Below are 22,247 nucleotides of genomic sequence, written 5' to 3' on the forward strand. Positions count from 1 at the left end.
CAGCGCGGTGTCGTCAGGCCTGATTGCGCGCTTCGCCGGCGCGAAGCCGTTCGAAGAAATGCTTGCGGCATAGCGCGACATAACGGTCGTTCCCGCCGATCTCCGTCTGGGCCCCAGCGGCGACCGCATGGCCGTGGGAATCGACCCGCAGGTTCATGGTTGCCTTGCGCCCGCATTCGCACACGGCCTTCAGCTCGATCAGTGCGTCCGCCAGCGCCAGCAGGACCGCGGAGCCTTCGAACAGATTGGCCCGGAAGTCGGTCCTTAGCCCGTAGCAGAGGACGGGAACCGACAGTTCGTCAGCGACGCGGCACAATTGGAGCACATGGTTCCGGGTCAGGAATTGCGCTTCGTCGACCAGGATGCAGTCGAGTTTGCGCCTTTTCAGTTCCGTTTCGACCTCGCCGAGCAGGTCGACGGTTGGGTCAAAGGTCCGCGCCGGTGCGTTGAGCGCGATCCGTGAGCCGATGGTCCCGGCTCCGGCACGGTCGTCCAGCGCCGCGGTCCACAGCATCGTCTCCATCCCGCGTTCGCGATAGTTGAAATCGGCCTGCAGCAGCGTCGTCGATTTTCCGGCGTTCATCGCCGCATAGTAGAAATAGAGCTTGGCCATCAGCCGAGGTTTCGAGCAGGCGGCCACTCTTCCTGCAAGATCGAATAGATCGCCGTGTCGCGGACATGGCCAGTCCAGGTGATGCGGTCAGCACGGATAACCCCTTCGCGGACCGCGCCTAGCCGGGCCAGCGCCGCCTGGCTGCGCGCGTTGCGAACATCAACGCGAAATTCGGCGCGGCGGATCCCGCATTCGAATGCCCGGCGCAGCATCATGTCCTTGGCGCGGAAATTGAATCCGGTCCCGCGCAGGTGCGGGCGGTAATAGGTCCCGCCGATTTCCAGAACCTGCCGGCTTTCGTCGATGCCGAGGAAGCTCGACATGCCGGCAAGGTCCCGGCCCTCGAACAGGACGAACACGCGGTTCAGCGGATTGCGCACGAACCGGTCGATGCTGGCATCAAAGCCGTCCGGCCCGAAATCGAGCGAATAGATTTGCCAGATCCGGTCGTCTTCCGCGCATGCGGCCTTCAGCGCGGCTCGGAGAGTTTCATCGAAAGGAAGCGCCGAAACGCCGTCGCCGGCCATCGGCTCGCTGAGGCAGGCGATCATTCGGTGTCGGGCTCGGCGCCAAGGTCCTGCGCGACATGATCACTTCGCAACAGGCGGTCGATGTGGCTGCCTTCGTCGAAGCTCTCATCGGTCAGGAATTTGAGGCGCGCGGCATATTTCAACTGCACTCGTTTCGCGACCTCGCGCTGGAGGTAGGCGGTATTGGTGCGCAGCGCCTTGAGTACCGCTTCCTCCTCCTGGCCCAGCAGCGGCTTCACGAACACCGTGGCGTGGCGAAGGTCGGGGCTCATGCGGACCTCGGTGACGCTGACGAGGTGCGATTGAAGCACCTCGTCATGCACGTCCCCGCGTTGCAGGATTTCCGAAAGCACATGGCGCACCTGCTCGCCGACGCGAAGCAGCCGGACCGATCGGCCCTCGGGCGTTTCCTTGGTCCGCATTAAAGCGTGCGCGCCCGTTCCTCGACCTCAAAGACCTCGAGCATGTCGCCGGCCTTGATGTCGTTGGTTTCGGCCAGCAGGACACCGCATTCCATGCCTGCCACGACCTGCGCGACGTCGTCCTTGAAACGCCGCAGCGAGGAGATCGTCGTCTTGGAGACGATGACGTCGTCGCGGGTAAGGCGGGCGTGCAGACCCTTCTTGATAAGGCCTTCGAGAACCAGCAGGCCAGCGGCCTTGTCTTTCTTGCCCGCCGGGAAGACTTCCTGGACCTTGGCACGGCCGACCACGTTTTCGATGATTTCCGGACCCAGTTCGCCGGCCATCGCCCCCTTCACCCAATCGGTGAGGTGATAGATGACGTCATAGTAGCGGAACTCGACCTTGTTGCGTTCGGCCGCGGTGCGCGCATTGGCGTTGGGACGAACGTTGAAGCCGATGATCGGCGCGCCCGTCGAAGCCGCGAGCGTCACGTCGCTTTCGGTGATCGCCCCCACGCCCGAGTGAAGCACCCGGACACGGATTTCATCGGTCGAAATCTTGTTGAGCGCGTTAACGATCGCTTCGACCGAACCTTGGACGTCGGCCTTCACCACCATCGGGAATTCAATGGTCGTCGAGGCTTTCGACGCGAACATCGTCTCAAGGCTCATCGGCGCGGTAGTGGTCCTCTTCTTGTCGAGCACGCCCTGGCGATAGGTCGCGACCTCGCGGGCACGGGCCTCATTCTCCACCACAGTAAGCTGGTCTCCCGCCGACGGCACGGCACCGAGGCCGAGCACTTCGACCGGAACCGATGGGCCGGCTTCCTTCACCTGCTTGCCATGATCGTCGAGCATCGCACGGACCTTGCCCGAAGCGGCGCCGACGACGATCACGTCGCCAACCTTCAGCGTGCCGCGCTGGACCAGCACGGTAGCGACCGGTCCACGGCCCTTGTCGAGCTTCGCCTCGACAACGGTCGCTTCGGCGGCGCGGTCGGGGTTGGCCTTGAGCTCGAGGATTTCGGCCTGGATGTTGATCGCATCCAGCAACCCGTCAAGGTTGGTCTTCTTGAGCGCCGACACTTCGACGTCCTGCACGTCGCCGCCCATGTCTTCGACGATGATCTCGTGCTGCAGCAGTTCCTCGCGGACCTTTTGCGGCTTGGCCTCGGGCTTGTCGATCTTGTTGATCGCCACGATCATCGGCACGCCGGCCGCCTTGGTATGATTGATGGCCTCGATCGTCTGGGGCTTCAGTCCGTCATCGGCGGCTACCACGAGAACGACGATGTCGGTGACGTTCGCGCCGCGGGCGCGCATCTCCGTAAAGGCTTCGTGGCCCGGCGTGTCGAGGAAGGTGATCTTCGACTTGTCCTTCATCGCCACCTGATAGGCGCCGATATGCTGGGTGATGCCGCCGGCTTCCCCGGTCTGGACCGCAGCGCCGCGGATCGCGTCGAGCAACGAGGTCTTGCCATGGTCGACATGGCCCATGATCGTCACCACCGGCGGACGCGACTTCAACGTTTCGTCGGCATCGACGTCGGTCGACGTGTCGATGTCGATATCGCTGTCGCTGACGCGCTTGATATTGTGCCCGAACTCCGTGACGAGAAGTTCCGCTGTGTCCTGGTCGATCGCCTGATTGACGGTGACCATCATCCCCATCTTGAACAGCGCCTTCACCAGGTCGGCGGCCTTCTCGGCCATGCGGTTGGCCAGTTCGCCGACCGTGATGCTTTCCGGGACTACGACATCGCGAACCTGCTTCGCCGACGGACCCGACGACTGATGGGCGCGCTTTTCCTTTTCCCGTGCGCGGCGCAGCGCAGCAAGGCTCCGCGCCCGGCTGTCGTCTTCGCCTGACAGGGCGCGCGTGACGGTAAGCTTGCCCGAATGACGGCGGTCGTCGCGCGGGCGATGCGCGCTGGGGCGCGACGGTTCTGGACGCTTGGGCGCATGGGCCGGGGCCGATGCGGGACGGCGGAAACCGCGCTCTTCGGGCGCTTCCTGCTTGGCCGGCGCGGCTTCAGGCTTGGCCGCTTCGGCGGCGGCCAGGTCCGCAGCCTCACTGCTGTCGTCCTGGGCCTTCTGGGCAGCTTCCTCCTCGGCCTTGCGATTCTCCTCCGCGCGGCGCTTCTCGTCCTCGCTTTGCGCCTGCTTCGAGCGTTCCTCGCGGCGGCGCGCTTCCTCGAGCGAGGCCATGCGCGATTCTTCTGCCTCGCGCTGCAGCCGCTCCATCTCTTCGCGCCGGCGAGCAATTTGTTCGGCTTCCGAAAGCTTCCGTTGCGGCGCCGGCTTGGGCGCGGGCGCGGCGGGCTTGGGCGCTGGGGGAGGAGCCTCGGCCTTCTTTTCCTCGGCCGGCGGCGGGGTTTCGCCCGGCTTGCCAAGGATCCGGCGCTTCTTGACCTCAACCACGACCGTGTTCGACCGGCCATGGCTGAAGCTCTGCTTCACCTTGCCGGTTTCGACCGTGCGCTTGAGGCCCAGCGGCGGCCGGGTACCAAGCTTGGGCTTGTCGCTCTGGTCGGTCATGCGTTTCCTTCGTGTCTAATCTGTTCGCCCGCGTCCGGCCCCGCGGCGTCGCCGCCGTCTAGCCCAGCATCGGGATCAATGAAAGCGCGCCACCGGGCGATGGCGCTTAATACGCGCCTCGCGGCGGCGGCGTCGGTAAGTGCGATATGTACCACATTTTCGCGGCCAAGCGCCATGGACAAGATGGTGCGCGGTTCGGGAAATTCCAGTCCGGCAGGACCGCCCCCGCCGACACGCCATGCCTGGTCGAGCTTCCGGCGGCCGTCGGCGCCGGCGTCGGCGGCATGGATCAGCAGGTGAACCTTGCCCTGACGGGCGGCCGCCTCGACCCGCTCCGCGCCATTGACCAGCATTCCGCCCCGCGCCTCGAGACCGAGCCGGTCGAGGGCATGCTGGCGAAGGGCGGTCTCGATCCGCTCGCCTAGATCGGACGGAATTTCTAACGCCTGCGTCTTGAAGGCTCGCGACAATGCGCCCTTGAGCCGGCCCTTGGCATTGGCTTCGTCGACCGTCCTGCGGTCTACCCCGATCCAGGCGCCGCGTCCGGGCGCGCGGGCGCGCACGTCGGGGGCAACTTGGCCGTCGGGACCAAGCGCCAGGCGCACCAGTGCGTCCTTGGGTCGAACGACACGGCTGAGCACACAGGTCCGTTCCGGACCCGCGCCTTCGTCAACGGTGTCGGTGGCTACGGCCTCATTGGGTGGAGTCCGCATCGGCGGCCTCCTCATCTTCGAACCAATGGGCTCGGGCGGCCATAATGATCTCGTTGCCCTGCTCCTCGGTCAGGCCATAATCGGCAAGGATTCCGGCCTTGTCCTCGCTGCGCTTGCTGGTTTCGGCGCGGCGGCGCGGCTCGACCCGCTTTTTCTGGATCAGCTCATCGGTCGCAAGGTCGGCAAGATCGTCGAGCATCCGGATATTGGCCTTGCCCAGCGTCACCAGCATCGCTTCGGTGATGTAGGGCAGTTCGGCCAGCGCGTCCTCGACGCCCAGGGCCTTGCGCTCTTCGCGGGCGGCAGCCTCGCGGCGCTCCAGCGCTTCCGTTGCGCGGCTCTGCAGCTCGCCGGCGATCTCGTCGTCGAGACCTTCGATCGACGCAATCTCGTCGAGTTCGACATAAGCCACTTCCTCGAGACTGGTGAACCCTTCGGCGACCAGCAACTGGGCAAGCGTCTCGTCGACGTCCAGCTCGTTCTGGAACATCTCCGAACGCTCGACGAATTCGCGCTGGCGCTTCTCCGAGGCGTCGGCCTCGGTCAAGATATCGATCTGCGAATTGGTCAGCTGGCTTGCAAGGCGGACGTTCTGGCCGCGGCGGCCGATGGCCAGGCTGAGCTGGTCATCGGGGACAACCACTTCGATCCGGCCCTCTTCCTCGTCGATCACGACCCGGCTGACGGTTGCCGGCTGAAGCGCATTGACGACGAAGGTGGCCGTGTCCTCGCTCCACGGGATGATGTCGATCTTCTCGCCCTGCAATTCCTGGACGACTGCCTGAACCCGGCTGCCCTTCATGCCGACGCAGGCGCCGACCGGGTCGATCGAGCTATCGTAGCTGATGACGCCGATCTTGGCGCGCGAACCCGGGTCGCGGGCGGCGGCCTTGATCTCGATAATGCCGTCGTAGATTTCCGGCACTTCCTGCGCGAACAGCTTCTTCATAAAATCGGGGTGGGCGCGCGAAAGGAAGATCTGCGGGCCGCGGGTTTCACGGGCGACACGCAAGATCAGCGAACGGATACGGTCACCGACCCGGACCATTTCGCGCGGGATCTGCGCGTCGCGGCGGATGACGCCCTCGGCACGGCCAAGATCGACGACGACGTGGCCGAATTCGACCCGCTTGACGACGCCGGTGATGACTTCGCCCGCGCGGTCCTTGAATTCTTCATATTGGCGCTCGCGCTCGGCGTCGCGGACCTTCTGGAAGATGACTTGCTTGGCGGCCTGCGCGGCGATGCGGCCGAATTCGATCGGAGGCAACGGGTCGACGATGAAGTCGCCCAGCGCGGCACCCTTCTGCAGCTTCTCGGCGCCCTTCAGGTCAACCTGCTTGAAATAATCGTCGACCTCTTCGACCACTTCGAGGACGCGCCACAGGCGCAGGTCGCCGGTATTGGGGTCGAGCTTGGCACGAATGTCGTTCTCGGCGCCGTATCGGGCACGGGCAGCGCGCTGGATCGCGTCTTCCATCGCCTCGATGACGATCGCCTTGTCGATCAGCTTCTCGCGCGCGACGGCGTCGGCAATGGCCAGCAGTTCCGCCTTGTTGGCGGTCGCAGCTGCGGGAGAAGGAGCGGCAGTGGCCATGGTATTCAACCTTCCGTCTTGATCTGATCGGCGCCTTCGAGGCTGAGCGGCGCGGTGGCGTTAATAAGCTTGTCGGTCAAGATGAGCTTGGCCGACGCGATGTTCGAATAGGCGACCTGGCGTTCGCCCTTGGTGGTGGCGACGGTGATGATGTCGCCATCGACCCCGCAAATGTCGCCCGAGACCTGCTTGGCGCCGTCCTGCGGTTCGGCAAACCTGATCCTGGCCTCATGTCCGGTCCAATCGGCATAATCCTGGAGGCGGGTCAGCGGCCGGTCGATGCCGGGCGAGCTGACCTCCAGCCGATAGGGGCCGTCAACCGGGTCGCGGCCGGCGGCTTCCTCAGCGTCGATCAGCTCCGACAAGGCGCGTGAAAGCGTCTCGCAATCGCCCAGCGTCAGCTGCCGCGTGTCGGGCCGTTCCGCCATCACCTGAAGGGTCGGGTCAGTCTTGCCGCCGATCATCGCGACGCGCACAAGCGCCAAGCCTTGCGCCTTGACGGCGGGCTCGATCAAGCGGGCGAGGGCAGTGGTATCGGTCAACTAGGCTCCAGGTGCATATCCAAGTCCTCCCGGCGCCGGGCCGATCCCCGGCCCGGCCTCAAGCATCTGGTGATGTCGAGGAGAGGACCGCCATATAGGCGCGAGCGCGACGCCGCGCAAGCCGAAGAGTCAGCGGCCAAGCGCGCGATTTTCGGCGCTGATCCTAACGGCGAGAATCCCCCCGTTGAGCAGGGAGAAAATCAATGCGACCTGCCAGAGGCCGAAGATGAGCGGGAGAATGGCGATTTCGGCCATTACCACCAGGTAATTGGGATGATCGACGAAGCGGTAGGGGCCGGCCGAGACTAGCTTTTCGCCCGGCACGACGATGATCCGCGTCGTCCAGCGCGAACCGAGCGTCCGCAGCACCCAGATTCTGCCACCTTCGACGAGCAGGAATAACGCGACCATGGGCAGGCTGACCGGGCGGCCGGGCGCAAACAACCACAGACTTGCAAGCCAGGCGGCGTGCAGCAGGACGATGAAGGGATAATGTCCAGGTGCGACTTCTTGTCCGCCGGCTGCAAGAAGGCGGAGCGTATTGGCGCGGGCGATCGGCAGCTCGACGAGCCGCTGCAGCGTCACGAAGCCGAGGATCGCGACCGTAGGCCAGATCATCGCCGCTCCAGCAGCATGGCGGCGCAGGTGAAGCCGGGTCCAAAAGCGGTCAGCATCGTCCGGTCTGGAAGGCCGCGCGCAATCAGCCGGTCCAGCGCGAACAGCACGGTCGGCGCGCTCATGTTGCCACAGGAGCGAAGCACTTCGCGTTCGATATCGAGCGTGCCGCCGGGCAGCGCGAGCGCCGTTTCGATAGCGTCGATGACCTTGACCCCGCCGGGATGACAGCAGAACCGGTCAATGTCGCCGCGCGACAGGTTCATCCCGTCCAGAAGTTCGTCGACCGCGCCGGCAAGTTGCGCCTCGACAAAGGGCGGAATGGCCCGGTCGAACACCACCGCCAGGCCGGGATCCTCGACGCGCCAGCCCATGATTCCCAGCGTATCGGGCCACATCCGCTCGCCCGCTGCGGCGATGGTCGCGATTCCCTGCCCGCCAGATTCGACCACTGCCGCGGCGGCGCCGTCGCCGAAAATCGCGGTGGCGACGATCGCCGCCGGGTCGTCGCTGTCGAGCCGGATGGCGATTGAGCAGGTCTCGACAGTCACGAACAGCCAGCGGCTGCCGGGGCTGGCTGAGGCAAGCCGTGCCGCGGTCGCGAGACCGCTGACGCCGCCAGCGCAGCCCAGTCCGAACAAGGGCACGCGCGCGATGGCGGGGCTGAGCCCGATCGCCGGTCCGTTTCTGGCCTCGAGGCTGGGCGTGGCGATCCCGGTGGTGGACACGGTGACAACGCCATCGATGTCGGCCGGCTTAAGACCGGCATCGGCGATGGCCTTGGTGGCGACCTCGCAGAATAGCGCGTCGGCGGCGTCGAGGTAGAGGTGGTTGCGCGCCTCCCAGCCATGGTCGCCCCCATACCAGTCGAGCGGCGCGACGATGTGGCGCCTGGCGATCCCGGCATTGTCGAACACCTTCGCCAATCGGTCGAACAGCGCCGGGCGACCGCCGAACAGGGCACGGGCCTTGGCTTTGGCATCGGCCTGCGAAACGCTATGAGGGGGAAGAGCAGTGGCGACTGACAGGAGGCTGGCCTGGTTCATAACGGTCCGGCGGTGCCCCTAGCTTGCAAAGGGAGAATGTGGATGACCCGGACGATATTGCAAGGCTTGCTGGCCGCGACGATGCTGATGGGGTGCCAGGCGCAAACCTCTGCCCAGTCGGGAAATGTCGGCGAGAAGCCGTTCACCGCCGTCGAGATCGCAACGTTTGACTCTCCCTGGGCGATGGAATTCCTTCCGGGCAGCGGTGTTCCGCTGACCAATCTCGCGCTGCTCAGCGAAAAAGACGGAAAGCTCTGGCTGGTTGACATTTCCGACGGCAAGCGGCTGCCGATTTCGGGCGTCCCGCCCGTCAAGGCGGCTGGGCAGGGCGGGCTTGGCGATGTCATGCCCCACCCCGACTTTGCCGCGAACCGACGAGTGTATCTCACTTTCGTCGAGCCTGGACCGGACGGGATCAGCGGCGCGGCGCTCGGCTATGGAACGCTCGACCTTGCCGACACGGCGGCGCCGACGCTTAGGGATTTCAAGATCATCTGGCGGCAGCAGCCCAAGGTTAGCGGTAATGGCCATTTTTCTCATCGCATCGCCTTCGGTCCCGATGGCTTGCTCTACCTAAGCTCCGGCGACCGGCAGAAGATGGAGCCGGCGCAGGATCTGGGCGGCAATCTTGGCAAGATCCTGCGGCTGACCGACGAAGGCCAGCCCGCGCCCGGCAATCCCTGGGCATCGCGGGGCGGCGTCGCCGCGGAAATATGGTCGATCGGGCACCGCAACGCGCTCGGCCTCCAGTTCGCGCCCGACGGGCGGCTGTGGGAACATGAGATGGGGCCGCAGGGCGGGGACGAAGTGAACCTGATCCTGCCGGGAAAGAATTACGGCTGGCCGCGAGCATCGAACGGATCGCATTATGGCGGCGGCGAAATCCCCGACCATAAGACGGGCGACGGTTATGAAACGCCCAAGGTCTGGTGGACCCCGTCGATCTCGCCAGGGGGCCTGCTGATCTACAGCGGCGACAAATTCCCGCGGTGGAAGGGCGATGCGCTGGTCGCGGCGCTCTCTGGCGAGGCGCTGATCCGGATCGATCTTGACGGCGACAAGGCGGTCAAGGCCGAGCAGTGGAATATGGGTGCCCGAATCCGGGCGGTTGATCAGGGCCCGCAGGGCAGTGTGTACCTGTTAGAGGATGGGGGGCGGCTGCTCAGGCTGGACCCGGCAGCCGCCCGCTGATCATCATCAGTCCGCAGGCTGCGGGATACGGCGCAGGTAGGGCTTCAGCGTTTCCCAGCCACCCGGATATTTGGCCTTGGCATCCTCGTCGCTGACCGACGGCGGGATGATGCAATCTTCGCCCGGCTTCCAGTTGACCGGGGTTGCAACGCCCTGCTTCTCGGTCAGCTGGACCGAATCCAGCAGGCGGAGGACCTCGTCGAAATTGCGCCCCGAGCTCATCGGGTAGAGCAGCATCGCGCGGATCTTCTTGTCCGGACCGATGATGTAGACGGTGCGCACCGTTGCATTGTTGGCGGCGGTGCGCCCCGAGGCGCTATCGCCGCTGTCTGCGGGCAGCATGTTGTAGAGCTTGGCGACGTTCAGGTCGCTGTCGCCAATCACCGGATAGTCGACCTTGTTGCCGCTTACTTCCTCGATGTCGGGAAGCCAGCGGGCATTGTCGTCGGTGGCGTCGACGCTAAGGCCGATGATCTTGGTGTTGCGCTTGGCGAACTCGTCCTTAAGGCCGGCCATATAACCCAGTTCGGTGGTGCATACGGGCGTGAAGGCCTTGGGGTGGGAAAACAGGATCGCCCACTGGTCGCCGATCCAGTCGTGGAAGCTGATTTGGCCCTTGGTGGTGTCCGCGGTGAAATCCGGCGCCACGCTGCCGATTGAAAGTGTCATTTGATCCTCCTGTGAGTCGTGATTTTGGTCGCGCCATACGCCTGATCAAGGGTCAGGCGAATGCCGGTTTGACGACCTGCGGTTGTTCGAGCCAATCGGGGGGCGCGAGCCCCTTGGCGCGCAGGAAATCGGGGTTGAACAGCCGCGACTGATAGCGGCTTGCCGGGTCGCACAACATGGTGACGATGGTCTTGCCGGGCCCCAGTTCACGGGCCAGCCGGATCGCGCCGGCGATGTTGACCCCGGACGACAGGCCGAGCGCGAGCCCTTCCTCCCGGATCAGGCGATAGACGATATCCAGGCTCTCGGCGTCGGCGATCCGGAAACTGTGGTCGGGCTGAAAGCCTTCGAGGTTGGCGGTAACCCGGCCCTGGCCGATCCCTTCGGTGATCGAGCTGCCTTCGGCCTTTAGCTCGCCGCTGCTGTAATAGCTGTGCATCGCAGCCCCCGGAACGTCCGCCAAGGCGATGGCGATGCCGGCCCGCCGCGCGCGCAGGGCCTCGGCGACCCCCGCCAATGTTCCACCGGTACCGATCGCGCTGACGAAGCCGTCGATCCCTCCCTCGGTCTGCTGCCAGATTTCGGGGCCGGTGGTGCGGACGTGGATGTCGCGATTGGCGACATTGTCGAACTGGTTGGCCCAGATCGCGCCCTCGGGATGTTCGCGTGCCAGCCGCTGGGCGGTGCGGCCCGCGACCCTCACATAATTATTGTCGTTCCGGTAAGGGACCGCCGGCACCTCGATCAGGGTGGCGCCGAGAGAGCGCAGCGCGTCCTTCTTCTCCTGGCTTTGCGTCTCCGGGATGACGATCACCGTTTTCATGCCCAGCGCATTGCCGACGATGGTGAGGCCGATCCCGGTATTGCCGGCGGTGCCGTCGACGATCAGTCCGCCGGGTCGAAGCTCGCCCCGTTCGATGGCCGCGGTGATGATGCCCAGCGCGGCACGGTCCTTGACCGACGCCCCGGGATTCATGAATTCGGCCTTGCCGAGGATGGTGCAGCCCGTCTCCTCGGAAGCGCGGCGGAGCTTGATCAGCGGGGTATTACCGATCGCGGCGAGCACGGAGTCATTGAGGGCCATGCCCAGGATTTAGGGAGCGTCTCCCGGTTCGCCAAGGCGTCGATAGCGGAATTGGTGCGGCATGCGGCCCTGGCGGCGGGCCTTCGCGGCGTATCGGGTTTCGAGCCAACCGGAGGGATAGCGCTCCCATTCGCCCGGTTCGCTGACCAGCCATTCGAATTGATGGGCGTGGCGCTGCATGACCATCAGAGCCCAGTTCAGATAGGTCGGGTCGTCGGTCGCAACGCGAAGCTCCCCGCCCTGCCTGAGCTTGGCCGCGATTAAATCGAGCGGACCGTCGTTCATCATTCGCCGCTTGGCGTGGCGTGCCTTGGGCCAGGGGTCGGGATGGAGTAAATAGACCATCGTCAGCGCGCCGTCGGCAACCCGTCGCAGCACCTCCAGTGCATCGCCCATATGAATGCGAACATTGGCCAGCTGCTGGTCGCGGACGTGGGCCAGCGCCTGGGCGACGCCATTGAGGAACGGTTCGCAGCCGATGAAGCCATGATCGGGCAACAGGTCGGCGCGATAGGCCAGATGCTCGCCCCCGCCGAAACCGATTTCGAGATGCAGCGGACAGGACTGGCCGAAAAGCCGCTCGGCGCTGATCTCCCCACTTTCCGGAATGGCGATTGCTGGTAGCAGCGTTTCGACTAGCTCCGCCTGGCTTGCTCGCAACTTATGTCCGCTCGACCGGCCATAGAGCCGGTTGAGGGTCGTCGGGTCGCCTGCCTTGAAAGCCGTCATGGCCGCGCCCGCTAGCGACGATAGCGCGGCAGCGCAATTAAGCTTATGGTTACGCGGTCGTTACGACAGGGGAGGGGCTTATGGAATTCGGGGATCTCAATTGGGCAGCGGTCTTGGTTGCCGCGGTCGCGATCTACGCCATCGGGTTCATTATCTACGGCCTGCTGATGAAGCCGGACAAATGGATGCGGCTCGCCCGCATAACCGAGGAAGACATGACCCGGGTCGGCAAAAGCCGGATGATCTATGGCCCGTTGATGCCGCTCGTCACGGCGATTTTCATGGCGCTGCTGTTCCATTGGGCCGGGGTGTCGAGTTGGCAGATGGGCCTTCACTGGGGCGCGGCGATCGCCGTTGCCTCGGCCCTCCCGGCGCTATGGTATGGCTGGGTCTACGGGGTCGGCCCTGCGGGCAAGGAGATGCTCGACAGCGTCCACCTCCTGCTTGGCCACGTGGCCGCCGGCGCGATCCTCGGCGGCTGGCAGTAAGGCCGCGCGGCGCGGCCTAGGCCAGCGCCGCTTCCAGGTCTTCGACCAGGTCGGTTTTTTCCCAGGGGAACAGTTCGCCTTCGGCCTTGCGGCCGAAATGGCCGTAGGCTGCGGTCGGCGAATAGATCGGCCGGTTGAGCCGCAGGTGGGTGCGGATCCCTCGCGGGGTCAGGCCGCCAAGCTTGGTGATCTTGCCAATCGCGGCCTCGATCGCGTCATCGCCGACGATGCCTGTCCCGTGGGTGTCGACATAAAGCGAAAGCGGCTGCGGCACGCCGATCGCATAGGCCAGCTGGATCGTGCAGCGCTTGGCGAGGCCCGCGGCGACGATGTTTTTGGCGAGGTAGCGGGCAGCATAGGCGGCCGAGCGGTCTACCTTGGTAGGGTCCTTGCCGCTGAACGCGCCGCCGCCATGGGGCGCTGCGCCGCCATAGGTGTCGACGATGATCTTGCGGCCGGTAATCCCCGCATCGCCGTCCGGGCCGCCGATTTCAAAGCTGCCGGTAGGGTTGATATGGAACACCGTGGCATCGGTAATGAGGCCCGCGGGGAGCACGTCGCGGACCACGGCCTTCACATAGGCGTGGAGTTCGGACTCCTTGTCGCCCGAGTCATAGCCCTTGGCATGTTGGGTGGAGACGACGATCGCGGTCGCCTCGACCGGCTTGCCGGCCTCGAAGCGCAGCGTGACCTGGCTCTTGGCGTCGGGCTCCAGGAACGGCGCCGTGCCCGAATGGCGGTCTTGCGCCATGCGCTGCAGGATCTTGTGGCTGTAATCGAGCGTCGCTGGCATCAGGTCGGGCGTCTCGTCGCAGGCAAAGCCAAACATGATGCCTTGGTCGCCCGCACCTTCATCCTTGTTGCCGGTTGCATCGACGCCCTGGGCGATATGCGCCGATTGCGGATGGAGGTGGTTGGCGAATTCGAGCCTGTCCCAATGAAAGCCCGATTGTTCGTAGCCAATCCGCTTGACCGTCTCGCGCACCGTGCGCTCGATCTCCTCGCGGACGCCCTCCGCCCAGTTGCCATTTTCGTCCATGATCCCGCGCCCGCGGATTTCACCGGCCAGCACCACCCGGTTCGTGGTGGTCATCGTCTCGCACGCCACGCGAGCTTCCGGGTCCTTGGTCAGGAACAGGTCGACGATCGCGTCACTGATCTGGTCGGCGACCTTGTCGGGATGGCCTTCGGAAACGGATTCGGAGGTGAAGAGATAGGATGTGCGCATGGGAAGCCGGGAGTCCTTGGCTGGTATCTGCGAAAAATGAGATATAAAGGATTCGTTATATGAGCCTGTAGCGCCGCCGCCGTCCCAGCGCAATCGCAGCGATCAGCATGAGGAAGCCAAGCGCAAGCGGGACTAGGTTGCCCGCCCGGGCGAACAGTGTGGGACCGAGCGGCGCGGGCAGCGCGGCGTCGATAAATCCGGCCTGCTGCCAGGGGATGGCGTTGCGGAGCCGGCCATGGCCATCAACGAGCGCACTGATCCCGGTCGGGGTCGAGCGGATCACCGGCAGCCCTTCCTCGGCAGCGCGCAATCGCGCCTGGGCGAGATGCTGCGGTGGGCCCCAGCGGCCAAACCAGGCATCGTTCGATGGATTGAAGATAAAGTCGGGGCGGTCGGCCCGGTCCACGACCTCGCCGGAAAAGATGATCTCGTAGCAAAGCTGGAAACCGACCTTGCCCCAGTCCCCTGGCAGCTGCATCGACTGCGCGCCCGGTCCGGGATTGAAATCGAGGTCGCCGGGCGCGAGCCGTGACAGGCCGATCGCGGACAAAATCGGCCGCATCGGCAGATATTCGCCGTACGGAACAAGGTGGGCCTTGTCGTAGCGGCCGACGAGCTCGCCCAGCGGCTTCATCACGAACACGCTGTTGGTGGCGCCGTCGACATGACGCCGGTTGGTCGAGGAAAGCCCAATTCCTCCAGTCACGAGCAAGTCTGCGGCGCCCAACGTCCGGGTCGCGCGAAGCCGTTCCTCGAAGACGATCCGTTCCGCTCCGCGCCGCTCATCGGAAAGAGGCTCGGTGACCGCCGCCTCGGGCCAGAAGACCAGGCGCGGTTCCGGAGCGCCCTTCATCGTCAGCCTTTCGAGCCGGCGATAGGCTTCATCCTCGAACCCCTCCCGCCATTTATCCTGCTGGCCGATATTGGGCTGGACGATGCGGATCGACCGGATCGGAACCCCGGCGCCCGAAACTTCGCTGCCGCCGGGGGACGGCGCATCGGATGGCGGTAATGAGGCGGGCGCGACTGGCGCAGGAGCTGGCAGCGCCCATACCACCACGGCTGCGGCAGCGGTGATCGCCGGAACGTGCCATTGTTTTCGCGCGAGCAGCCAGAGCGAGGCGCCGATCATCGCCGTAAGACCGCTTAGCCCATAGGTCCCGATCCAGCGGCTGGCGCCAAGCAGCGGTGTGTCGACCAGTGCGACCCCGATGGGATTCCAGGCAAAGCCGGTAAACATGGTCGCGCGGAGCCATTCGGTGATAGCCCAGCCGCCGGCCAGCGCAAGCACCAGCGCGGTCCGGTTCGTCCTGCCGAACCGCCACGCCAGGCCTGCGGCCATCGCCGGGTAAATGGCGAGATAGAGCGACAGCAAAAGCACCGCGATCCAGCCCAGCCAAGCGGGCATCGCCGCCTGAAAGGTGAAGGCAGTTGCGATCCAATTGAGGCCGATGAGGAACTGGCCGACCCCGAACGCCCAGCCGACGAGCAGCGCCCGCCAAAGTGAGGCGGAACGGGCGATCGACTCGCACAACAGCGCAACCGCCAGCAGCATCAGCGGCCACCACCCGACCGGCTCGAACGCCAGCGCGGAAACGAGGCCCGCGCCGAGCGCGGCGAGGGAATGCGGGATACGCGACATCATCTTGCGGGAATCGTCATCCCCAGCTTGGGTTCCGGCGGATGCAACCGCACGCGAACGATTCGCCGCGGGTCGCTGTCGATTGCCTCCAGCCGCCAACCTGAGGGATGGAGGACGCTTTCGCCCTTGGCCGGAATATGGCCTGTAAGCAGGAACATCAGCCCGCCGAGCGTGTCGACTTCGTCTTCGTCGGTCGCCAGCCGGCCATCGACTGACCGCGCAAGCTCGGTCAGTTCGATCCGCGCGTCGGCTTCCCAGATCCCGTCTTCAAGCGGCTGCAGCAGCCCAGCGGCTTGCTCGTCATGCTCGTCCTCGATCTCGCCGACGATCTCCTCGACGACGTCCTCAATGCTGACCAGGCCCTCGGTGCCACCGAACTCGTCGACAACGATGGCCAGATGGACCCGCTCGGTCCGCATGCGCGCCAGCAGGTCGAGCACACCCATCGATTCAGGGACGAACAAGGGCGTGCGCAACAGGCCGTCGATCGTCCGCGGCCGGCTGGGATCCTCCTGAGCCTTGAACACGTCCTTGATGTGGATCATGCCGAGAATCTCGTCGAGATCGTCGCCCCTCACCGGCAGACGGCTATGCTCGGCATCCGCGAACGCGGCGATCAGCTGTTCGAAGCTGTGCGTCGAGGGGACCGAGACGATGTCGCCGCGAGTGACCGCAATTTCGCCTACCGTTCGGTCGCCGAAATGCAGCAGGTTGCGAAGCATCTGCCGCTCCGTAGGGGACAGGTCACCGCGCTTCTGCGGCTCGCTGTCGGCCTCGTCGATGGCTTCCTCGATCTGGTCACGAAGCGTCGCTTCCTGGTCGTCGCCGAACAGGAGCGCGCGCATTCCGCGCCACAATCGGGAGCCGCCCTCCTCCTCGTTACGGGTCGCCATTAGCGGCCCCCCGCATAGGGGTTGGCGATGCCCAGCCGTTCAAGCGCCCTCACTTCGCGCGCTTCCATGTCGGCCGCACTCACGTCATCCATATGGTCATAACCTAGCAGATGGAGCGTGCCATGCACCATTAGGTGCGCGGCATGCTGTTCAAGCGGGATTGATTTTTCCGCGGCCTCGGCCGCGCAGACGCCGCGCGCCAGCACAATATCCCCGAGCAAAAGTTCGGGACCTTCGGCGGCAGTTTCGGCAAGCTCGTCTTCGTCGGCCATCGGAAAGGACAGGACGTTCGTCGGCTTGTCCTTCCCGCGCCATTCCGCATTGAGGGCATGCACTTCGGCATCGCCGGTCAGTCGGATCGACAATTCGCAGTCGCGCGCGCCGGCGCCCAGTTGCGGGAAGGCGCTTTCGGCGATTGCGGCAGTGGCGGCGGACCGGGCCAAGTCGGCCCAGTCGGTGCTACTGTCCCACTCCGAGTCGGCGTCGATCGCAATGTCCAGCGTCATTGGGCAGCAACCCGGCTGTCCGGACCTTCATAGGCTTCGACGATCCGCCCGACGAGCGGATGGCGCACCACGTCTGCGGCGCCAAAGCGGATCATCGACAATTTCGGTATGCCTTCGAGCTTGGCCACGGCATCAGCCAGCCCCGAGGTTACCCCCTGGGGCAAATCGGTCTGGTTGGGGTCGCCGCAGATTACCATCCGGGCCCGCATGCCGAACCGGGTCAGGAACATTTTCATCTGCTGCGGGGTGGTGTTCTGCGCCTCGTCGAGGATGATGAAGGCGTCGTTCAGCGTACGGCCGCGCATGAAGGCGATCGGCGCGATCTCGATCTCGCCGCTGGCGATCCGCCGTTCGACCTGTTCCGTCGGAAGCATATCGTAAAGCGCGTCGTAGAGCGGGCGGAGGTAGGGGTCGACCTTCTCCTTCATGTCGCCGGGCAGGAAGCCCAGCCGCTCGCCGGCCTCGACCGCCGGACGTGACAGGATCAGGCGGTCGACCTGGCCGGTAATCAGCATCTGCACCGCCTGCGCGACGGCTAGATAGGTCTTGCCCGTGCCCGCCGGTCCAAGCGCGAAGATCATGTCGTCGCGGGCCAGCGCCTCCATATAACGGGTCTGGACGACCGATCGCGGCACGATGGTTTTCTTGCGGGTCCGGATCATGACCCGCGGCGCATTGGCCACTTCTTCGGATACGATCCCGTCGAACAGCGGCTGGTTGGCCATACCGATGACCGCCTCGACCGCGGCGGCATCGACGTCCTGACCCTGGTCGAGCCGGTCGTAAAGGCCGAGCAGCACCTCACGGGCGCGAGCCGCCGCTTCGGGCTCGCCTTCGATCATCACCCGGTTTCCGCGTGCCGCGACATGGACGCCGAGCCGGTCCTCGATCATCACGAGGTGGCGGTCGTAATCGCCGAACAGCGGGCCGAGCAGGTAGGGTTGTTCAAACTCGAGCTCGAGCCGCGCCCGGTCTTCAAGGTTGGCGGCAGTCATTTCGCGCTTGGCCATCAGGCAGCCTTTGCAGTGGTGAGGATGGCGCCCATGCTATTGGGCAGGGCATGGGTCACGCTCACGTCGACCATGTCGCCGATCATCGCGTCGGTTTCGACGAATACCGACTGGAGCCAGGGGGACTTGCCGATCATCTGGCCGGGCAGACGGCCCTTGCGGTCGATGAGGATGGTCGTGTCCTTGCCGATGGTGGCGCGGTTGAAGGCGAGGCTATGCTCGGCGAGGCGGGCTTGGAGCCGCTGCAGTCGATCGTCCATCACCTCTGCCGACACCGCTCCTTCCATCGCCGCTGCCGGAGTGCCCGGCCGGGCCGAATATTTGAACGAATAAGCCGAAGCGTAACGCACCGCATCGACAATGGATAGCGTCGCTTGAAAATCTTCTTCGGTCTCTCCGGGGAAGCCGACGATGAAGTCGCCGCTGATGGCGATGTCCGGTCGCACGGCGCGGACTTTTTCGATCGTCCGAAGGTAGGACTCGGCGGTGTGGCTGCGGTTCATCGCCTTGAGAATCGAATCCGACCCAGACTGGACCGGCAGGTGGAGGTACGGCATCAGCTTGTCGACCTCCCCATGGGCGGCGATCAGCGCATCGCTCATGTCGGCCGGGTGACTGGTGGTGTAGCGGATGCGTTCCAACCCATCGATCGCCGCGATGGCCCGGATCAGCTGGTCGAGCCCCCCTTGGTAAGCATTGACGTTCTGGCCGAGCAGGGTGAGCTCGCGCGCGCCGCCTCGGACCAGGGCCTCGGCCTCGGCCACGACATCGGCGAAGGGGCGGCTGATTTCGGCGCCGCGCGTATAGGGAACCACGCAATAGGTGCAGAATTTGTCGCATCCTTCCTGCACCGTCAGGAAGGCGCTTGGCCCGACCTTGCGGCGGGCGGGGAGGGCGCCGAACTTTGAGATGGCCGGCATGTCGGTATCGACGGGACGCAGGCCCTTGGCCGCCGCGGCGACCATCTGGGGCAGTCGGTGATAGGCCTGCGGGCCAACCACCAGGTCGATGAGCGACGAGCGCGCCTTGGCCTCGGCGCCCTCGGCCTGGGCGACACAGCCGGCGAGCGCGACGATCGGCTTGCTGCCATCGTCACGGCGCAGCCGGCCGACGTCGGAATAGGCCTTTTCCGCCGCCTTCTCCCGGATATGGCAGGTGTTGAGGACAACGAGGTCGGCGTCGGCTCCGTCGCTGGCGGGGGTCATGCCCTCGGCAGCAAGCAGCTCGGCCATGCGCTCTCCGTCATAGACGTTCATTTGGCAGCCGAAGCTCTTGACGCGGTAAGTCTTGGGAATCTTGGTCATTTGGGCGCGCCTATAGGCCGGTCGGGGCCGTCACGAAAGACAGCGCCCGCGCAATCGTCAAATGGGCTTCCCGAGCCAGTGCCTTGCGATCAACATGCGGGCCAAGCGGATCAAGCAGCCGCACCGTCACCCGGATCGAACCGGGGCGGCCTAGGATGCGCAGGGCATTGGCGGTGCCCGGTTCCCCGCTGTGCCAGCTAACTAGGCTCGCATTGTCGTGAAAATCGATGGCTACCGGCCGGATGCTGACGCCCGGCGGCGGCGGCGCCGCGGCGGCGAGCAGGGTCGGCCGAAATGGCAACAGGCTGGAGCCGTTGCCGGTTGTGCCTTCCGGAAACACCGCCAGCGGCTGGGGATGGTCGAGCGCCTCGACGATCCGCCGTACCTGCCGGTGCGCATCGCCTCTTGCTGCCCGGTCGATGTACAGGGTGCGGTTCTGGTCCGCGAGCCAGCCAATCAGCAGCGTTTTCTTGACCTCGACCTTGGAAACGAAAGCAGCGCCTACGGATCCGCCGAGAATCAATATGTCGAGCCAGCTCGAATGGTTGGCGGCCAAAAGCGTGTGCGGAGCAAGCGGCTGACCTTCTACCTGGGTGCGGACCCCGGCGACATAGGCTGCGGAACGCAGGAATCGGCGGGGCCAGCGCGAGCGGCCAAGCAGCCACTTCGACAGGAGGTGGGGGGGCAGGCAGGCAAGGAACAGCCCGACAAGACCGGCAATCCGGGCAATTGCGATCAGGCGGGAATGGCCGCTAGCGGTCCCGGTCGCGGTCAACGGCGACGCCGTAGAGTTCCATCCGATGATCGACAAGGCGGAAGCCCAGCTTTTGCGCGATTCGCCGCTGCAGTTCTTCCAGTTCCTCATCGACGAACTCGATCACATTGCCCGTTTCGACATCGATCAGGTGGTCGTGATGCGTTTCCGACGCCGCTTCATAGCGTGAGCGGCCGTCGCCGAACTCGTGCCGTTCCAGGATGCCCGCTTCCTCGAACAGCCGGACGGTGCGGTAGACGGTTGCGATGGAAATATTGGGATCGATCGCCGCGGCCCGCGCATGGAGCGTCTCGACATCGGGATGGTCTTCGCTCTCGCCAAGGACCTTGGCGATGGTCTTGCGCTGCTCGGTTATGCGCAGGCCCTTGTCCGCGCATAGCTGCTCAATGTCGATCTGGCGATGCATGCCGATTACCTAAGGGTTGCGCGCGCGAATGGGAAGCCGAGTCGAACGGCGACTTTCGCGCGCGCAATCCGGCTTATTTGCCGCGGGTCTTGCGGCGCTTGGTGCCGAGGCCGATCGACTTGGCCAGCTTGCGCCGCTGTTCGGCATAATTGGGTGCGACCATCGGATAATCGGCGGAAAGTCCCCATTTCTGCCGGTACTGGTCCGGAGTCATCTGGTAATGGGTCATCAGATGCCGTTTCAGCATCTTCAGCTTTTTCCCGTCCTCCAGACAGACGATATAGTCCGGCTTTACCGACGAGCGGATCGGAACCTTGGGTTCAAGCTTGGCTTCGGCGGCCGCGCTTGCACTCGACAGGCCCGATAGTGCCCCGTGCACATTCTGGATCAGTTGCGGAAGGTCGTTCACTGCAACACTATTATTGCTGACATGCGCCGCGACGATATCGGCTGTCAGCGTAATCAGCATGTCGTCGTTTTCCTGATCGTCCATGTATGAAATTCTCCGAGCTTGAATTGGTACAGGACAGTCAGCTGTCGAAACCCCGCCCCTTATTACTCCGCGATACTTCAATGGACAAGGTTGACGAATATCAACTATTTTACCGGACAAGCACCAGTGTAACCGCGTCGTGCCTTCGCCCGTCGGCCGCCTTATAATAGGCGCGCCGGCGGCCCGCGGGGACGAACCCCGCGCTTTGGTACAGGGACACGGCCGAGTTGCCGTCGCGGACCTCGAGGTGGAGGCGGCTGGCACCCTGCGCCCGGGCCTGGGCGATGAAATCTTCGACCAGCAGGCGGCCCGCGCCCTGGCCCTGGCCGGCGACTTCGACAGCGATCAGCAACAGTTCGGATTCATCCATGATGGTCCGCGCCAAGGCAAAACCGATCGCGTGCTGGTCATGGTCAGCCATGGTCAGGCTGACCCCTGCGAGCGGAAGGATCCCGGCGCATTGCGAGCGGGTCCAGGCTTCGCCGAAACAAGGAGGGAAGGCGTCGGTCATGATCCGCATGACGTCGTCCAGGTCATCGGCCCCGCCAGCGCGCAGCCGGAGTTCTGCCGGGCGCGCCCTCGCGGCGTTCATGCGGCGGCCTTTGGGCGAGCGTCGGGTGCCCGGGCATAGATCGGCTTGCATTCCAGCATGCGCAATAGCGGCGGAAGCCGGAGCGCATGGCGCGCGCTCGGCATCAGCGCGAGAGCCTCCCCATTGCCGCGCTCACCGACCAGGGCTGCAGCACCGCTACCGGCGACCAGCTTTGCAGAGATGACTCGTGCGGCGGCGGCGGGTGCGAGATTGAGGATTGGGCCGGTAGCGTTGAGGTCCTCGCGGTCGAAGCTCTGGATGAACAGCTCGCCATGTCCGCCGGTGACGGCTGCGGCGATATGCCCCGTGCCCGGCGGGGCCGACGCGGCGAGCAGGGCGAGGCTGTTCATCCCCGCCAGCGGCACGCTCCAGCCGATCGCCATGCCATGGGCTGCGGCGATGCCGACGCGAAGGCCGGTGAAGCTGCCCGGTCCAACCCCGACGAGGATTCGCGTCGGGACATGGCCTTGGATCATCTCGGCGATCAGCGGGACCAGCCGCTCGGCATGACCACGGCCGATCTCCTCGTCGCGCGAGGCGACGACGCTGCCGTCGGGTTCAAGCAGCGCGGCAGTGCAGGACGCAGTCGATGTATCGATCGCAAGGATCACCGGGCTACAGACTCCTGTTCGCCCCACCC

At 65.0% G+C, this 22,247-nt stretch carries 25 protein-coding genes; 2 read left to right on the plus strand and 23 right to left on the minus strand.

The window, feature by feature from the left end; genetic code table 11:
* Positions 1-13 precede the first annotated feature (13 nt).
* From FMM02_RS08340 to FMM02_RS08380, 9 genes are all read right to left on the minus strand, one after another.
* Positions 14-613 (minus strand): thymidine kinase, encoded by a 600-nt coding sequence (locus FMM02_RS08340; RefSeq protein ID WP_147494411.1) that lies wholly within the window; start codon positions 611-613, stop codon positions 14-16.
* Positions 613-1,164: a GNAT family N-acetyltransferase gene (locus FMM02_RS08345; RefSeq protein WP_147494412.1), complete on the minus strand. Its 552-nt coding sequence runs from the start codon at positions 1,162-1,164 to the stop codon at positions 613-615. The genes FMM02_RS08340 and FMM02_RS08345 overlap by 1 nt, the downstream gene beginning before the upstream one ends.
* Positions 1,161-1,565, minus strand: a complete 405-nt coding sequence (rbfA, locus tag FMM02_RS08350) for a 30S ribosome-binding factor RbfA (RefSeq protein WP_147494413.1) — start codon at positions 1,563-1,565, stop codon at positions 1,161-1,163. Before rbfA ends, FMM02_RS08345 begins: the two co-directional genes overlap by 4 nt.
* On the minus strand, positions 1,565-4,084 hold the full coding sequence (gene infB, locus FMM02_RS08355) for a translation initiation factor IF-2 (RefSeq protein WP_147494414.1): 2,520 nt from the start codon (positions 4,082-4,084) through the stop codon (positions 1,565-1,567). Before infB ends, rbfA begins: the two co-directional genes overlap by 1 nt.
* Positions 4,081-4,797: a DUF448 domain-containing protein gene (locus FMM02_RS08360; protein ID WP_147494415.1), complete on the minus strand. Its 717-nt coding sequence runs from the start codon at positions 4,795-4,797 to the stop codon at positions 4,081-4,083. Before FMM02_RS08360 ends, infB begins: the two co-directional genes overlap by 4 nt.
* A complete protein-coding gene (gene nusA / locus FMM02_RS08365) occupies positions 4,778-6,394 on the minus strand; it encodes a transcription termination factor NusA (RefSeq protein ID WP_147494416.1) in 1,617 nt (538 codons plus the stop codon). Before nusA ends, FMM02_RS08360 begins: the two co-directional genes overlap by 20 nt.
* 5 nt (positions 6,395-6,399) lie before the next feature.
* Positions 6,400-6,936, minus strand: coding sequence for a ribosome maturation protein RimP (gene rimP, locus FMM02_RS08370; RefSeq protein ID WP_147494417.1), 537 nt, complete (start codon positions 6,934-6,936; stop codon positions 6,400-6,402).
* 129 nt (positions 6,937-7,065) lie between these two features.
* A complete protein-coding gene (locus tag FMM02_RS08375) occupies positions 7,066-7,554 on the minus strand; it encodes an isoprenylcysteine carboxyl methyltransferase family protein (RefSeq protein ID WP_147494418.1) in 489 nt (162 codons plus the stop codon).
* A complete protein-coding gene (locus FMM02_RS08380) occupies positions 7,551-8,597 on the minus strand; it encodes a type III polyketide synthase (RefSeq protein WP_147494419.1) in 1,047 nt (348 codons plus the stop codon). Before FMM02_RS08380 ends, FMM02_RS08375 begins: the two co-directional genes overlap by 4 nt.
* A gap of 42 nt (positions 8,598-8,639) precedes the next feature.
* Here FMM02_RS08380 and FMM02_RS08385 point away from each other — a divergent pair, with 42 nt between their 5' ends.
* A complete protein-coding gene (locus FMM02_RS08385) occupies positions 8,640-9,788 on the plus strand; it encodes a PQQ-dependent sugar dehydrogenase (protein WP_187107741.1) in 1,149 nt (382 codons plus the stop codon).
* A gap of 6 nt (positions 9,789-9,794) precedes the next feature.
* On the opposite strand, the gene FMM02_RS08390 is transcribed toward FMM02_RS08385, so the two are convergent.
* From FMM02_RS08390 to trmB, 3 genes are read right to left on the minus strand one after another with little or no spacing between them, the layout of a single operon-like run.
* Positions 9,795-10,457: a peroxiredoxin gene (locus tag FMM02_RS08390; RefSeq protein WP_147494420.1), complete on the minus strand. Its 663-nt coding sequence runs from the start codon at positions 10,455-10,457 to the stop codon at positions 9,795-9,797.
* Positions 10,458-10,509: 52 nt separating this feature from the next.
* Positions 10,510-11,541, minus strand: a complete 1,032-nt coding sequence (locus FMM02_RS08395; protein ID WP_147494421.1) for a cysteine synthase A — start codon at positions 11,539-11,541, stop codon at positions 10,510-10,512.
* A 9-nt stretch (positions 11,542-11,550) separates the two neighbouring features.
* Positions 11,551-12,270, minus strand: coding sequence for a tRNA (guanine(46)-N(7))-methyltransferase TrmB (gene trmB / locus FMM02_RS08400; RefSeq protein WP_147494422.1), 720 nt, complete (start codon positions 12,268-12,270; stop codon positions 11,551-11,553).
* A gap of 80 nt (positions 12,271-12,350) precedes the next feature.
* Between trmB and FMM02_RS08405 the strand changes: the two genes are divergently transcribed.
* On the plus strand, positions 12,351-12,758 hold the full coding sequence (locus FMM02_RS08405) for a DUF1761 domain-containing protein (RefSeq protein ID WP_147494423.1): 408 nt from the start codon (positions 12,351-12,353) through the stop codon (positions 12,756-12,758).
* A gap of 16 nt (positions 12,759-12,774) precedes the next feature.
* Here FMM02_RS08405 and metK read toward each other — a convergent pair whose 3' ends face one another.
* From metK to tsaB, 11 genes are all read right to left on the minus strand, one after another.
* On the minus strand, positions 12,775-13,986 hold the full coding sequence (metK, locus tag FMM02_RS08410) for a methionine adenosyltransferase (RefSeq protein ID WP_147494424.1): 1,212 nt from the start codon (positions 13,984-13,986) through the stop codon (positions 12,775-12,777).
* Between the two features lie 55 nt (positions 13,987-14,041).
* On the minus strand, positions 14,042-15,631 hold the full coding sequence (gene lnt / locus FMM02_RS08415; RefSeq protein WP_246104754.1) for an apolipoprotein N-acyltransferase: 1,590 nt from the start codon (positions 15,629-15,631) through the stop codon (positions 14,042-14,044).
* Positions 15,628-16,521, minus strand: a complete 894-nt coding sequence (locus FMM02_RS08420; protein ID WP_147494425.1) for a hemolysin family protein — start codon at positions 16,519-16,521, stop codon at positions 15,628-15,630. Before FMM02_RS08420 ends, lnt begins: the two co-directional genes overlap by 4 nt.
* The gene (gene ybeY / locus FMM02_RS08425; protein WP_147494426.1) at positions 16,521-17,027 is read right to left on the minus strand and encodes an rRNA maturation RNase YbeY; all 507 of its coding nucleotides are present in this window, start codon (positions 17,025-17,027) and stop codon (positions 16,521-16,523) included. The genes FMM02_RS08420 and ybeY overlap by 1 nt, the downstream gene beginning before the upstream one ends.
* Complete coding sequence (locus FMM02_RS08430) at positions 17,024-18,037, minus strand: PhoH family protein (RefSeq protein ID WP_147494427.1); 1,014 nt, start codon at positions 18,035-18,037, stop codon at positions 17,024-17,026. The genes ybeY and FMM02_RS08430 overlap by 4 nt, the downstream gene beginning before the upstream one ends.
* Positions 18,037-19,341 (minus strand): tRNA (N6-isopentenyl adenosine(37)-C2)-methylthiotransferase MiaB, encoded by a 1,305-nt coding sequence (gene miaB / locus FMM02_RS08435; protein ID WP_147494428.1) that lies wholly within the window; start codon positions 19,339-19,341, stop codon positions 18,037-18,039. The genes FMM02_RS08430 and miaB overlap by 1 nt, the downstream gene beginning before the upstream one ends.
* Positions 19,342-19,351: 10 nt before the next feature.
* The gene (locus FMM02_RS08440; RefSeq protein WP_187107742.1) at positions 19,352-20,116 is read right to left on the minus strand and encodes a lysophospholipid acyltransferase family protein; all 765 of its coding nucleotides are present in this window, start codon (positions 20,114-20,116) and stop codon (positions 19,352-19,354) included.
* Entirely contained in the window at positions 20,094-20,522 is a 429-nt protein-coding gene (locus tag FMM02_RS08445) for a Fur family transcriptional regulator (RefSeq protein WP_147494430.1), read from the minus strand. The genes FMM02_RS08440 and FMM02_RS08445 overlap by 23 nt, the downstream gene beginning before the upstream one ends.
* Before the next feature lie 73 nt (positions 20,523-20,595).
* Complete coding sequence (locus tag FMM02_RS08450; RefSeq protein WP_147494431.1) at positions 20,596-21,015, minus strand: Ros/MucR family transcriptional regulator; 420 nt, start codon at positions 21,013-21,015, stop codon at positions 20,596-20,598.
* A 109-nt stretch (positions 21,016-21,124) separates the two neighbouring features.
* Positions 21,125-21,607, minus strand: coding sequence for a GNAT family N-acetyltransferase (locus FMM02_RS08455; protein ID WP_147494432.1), 483 nt, complete (start codon positions 21,605-21,607; stop codon positions 21,125-21,127).
* Positions 21,604-22,218 (minus strand): tRNA (adenosine(37)-N6)-threonylcarbamoyltransferase complex dimerization subunit type 1 TsaB, encoded by a 615-nt coding sequence (tsaB, locus tag FMM02_RS08460; RefSeq protein WP_246104755.1) that lies wholly within the window; start codon positions 22,216-22,218, stop codon positions 21,604-21,606. Before tsaB ends, FMM02_RS08455 begins: the two co-directional genes overlap by 4 nt.
* Positions 22,219-22,247 lie beyond the last annotated feature (29 nt).

It is taken from the genome of Sphingomonas xanthus, from assembly GCF_007998985.1.
GTDB classification, from domain to species: Bacteria; Pseudomonadota; Alphaproteobacteria; order Sphingomonadales; family Sphingomonadaceae; genus Sphingomicrobium; species Sphingomicrobium xanthum.

What these genes read in the sequence shown, in the direction of transcription:
- FMM02_RS08340 (WP_147494411.1), bottom strand. Translation starts at nt 613, where the DNA reads ATGGCCAAGCTCTATTTCTACTATGCGGCGATGAACGCCGGAAAATCG.
- FMM02_RS08345 (WP_147494412.1), bottom strand. Translation starts at nt 1,164, where the DNA reads ATGATCGCCTGCCTCAGCGAGCCGATGGCCGGCGACGGCGTTTCGGCG.
- rbfA (WP_147494413.1), bottom strand. Translation starts at nt 1,565, where the DNA reads ATGCGGACCAAGGAAACGCCCGAGGGCCGATCGGTCCGGCTGCTTCGC.
- infB (WP_147494414.1), bottom strand. Translation starts at nt 4,084, where the DNA reads ATGACCGACCAGAGCGACAAGCCCAAGCTTGGTACCCGGCCGCCGCTG.
- FMM02_RS08360 (WP_147494415.1), bottom strand. Translation starts at nt 4,797, where the DNA reads ATGCGGACTCCACCCAATGAGGCCGTAGCCACCGACACCGTTGACGAA.
- nusA (WP_147494416.1), bottom strand. Translation starts at nt 6,394, where the DNA reads ATGGCCACTGCCGCTCCTTCTCCCGCAGCTGCGACCGCCAACAAGGCG.
- FMM02_RS08375 (WP_147494418.1), bottom strand. Translation starts at nt 7,554, where the DNA reads ATGATCTGGCCTACGGTCGCGATCCTCGGCTTCGTGACGCTGCAGCGG.
- FMM02_RS08380 (WP_147494419.1), bottom strand. Translation starts at nt 8,597, where the DNA reads ATGAACCAGGCCAGCCTCCTGTCAGTCGCCACTGCTCTTCCCCCTCAT.
- FMM02_RS08385 (WP_187107741.1), top strand. Translation starts at nt 8,640, where the DNA reads ATGACCCGGACGATATTGCAAGGCTTGCTGGCCGCGACGATGCTGATG.
- FMM02_RS08390 (WP_147494420.1), bottom strand. Translation starts at nt 10,457, where the DNA reads ATGACACTTTCAATCGGCAGCGTGGCGCCGGATTTCACCGCGGACACC.
- FMM02_RS08395 (WP_147494421.1), bottom strand. Translation starts at nt 11,541, where the DNA reads ATGGCCCTCAATGACTCCGTGCTCGCCGCGATCGGTAATACCCCGCTG.
- trmB (WP_147494422.1), bottom strand. Translation starts at nt 12,270, where the DNA reads ATGACGGCTTTCAAGGCAGGCGACCCGACGACCCTCAACCGGCTCTAT.
- FMM02_RS08405 (WP_147494423.1), top strand. Translation starts at nt 12,351, where the DNA reads ATGGAATTCGGGGATCTCAATTGGGCAGCGGTCTTGGTTGCCGCGGTC.
- metK (WP_147494424.1), bottom strand. Translation starts at nt 13,986, where the DNA reads ATGCGCACATCCTATCTCTTCACCTCCGAATCCGTTTCCGAAGGCCAT.
- lnt (WP_246104754.1), bottom strand. Translation starts at nt 15,631, where the DNA reads ATGATGTCGCGTATCCCGCATTCCCTCGCCGCGCTCGGCGCGGGCCTC.
- FMM02_RS08420 (WP_147494425.1), bottom strand. Translation starts at nt 16,521, where the DNA reads ATGGCGACCCGTAACGAGGAGGAGGGCGGCTCCCGATTGTGGCGCGGA.
- ybeY (WP_147494426.1), bottom strand. Translation starts at nt 17,027, where the DNA reads ATGACGCTGGACATTGCGATCGACGCCGACTCGGAGTGGGACAGTAGC.
- FMM02_RS08430 (WP_147494427.1), bottom strand. Translation starts at nt 18,037, where the DNA reads ATGGCCAAGCGCGAAATGACTGCCGCCAACCTTGAAGACCGGGCGCGG.
- miaB (WP_147494428.1), bottom strand. Translation starts at nt 19,341, where the DNA reads ATGACCAAGATTCCCAAGACTTACCGCGTCAAGAGCTTCGGCTGCCAA.
- FMM02_RS08445 (WP_147494430.1), bottom strand. Translation starts at nt 20,522, where the DNA reads ATGCATCGCCAGATCGACATTGAGCAGCTATGCGCGGACAAGGGCCTG.
- FMM02_RS08450 (WP_147494431.1), bottom strand. Translation starts at nt 21,015, where the DNA reads ATGGACGATCAGGAAAACGACGACATGCTGATTACGCTGACAGCCGAT.
- FMM02_RS08455 (WP_147494432.1), bottom strand. Translation starts at nt 21,607, where the DNA reads ATGAACGCCGCGAGGGCGCGCCCGGCAGAACTCCGGCTGCGCGCTGGC.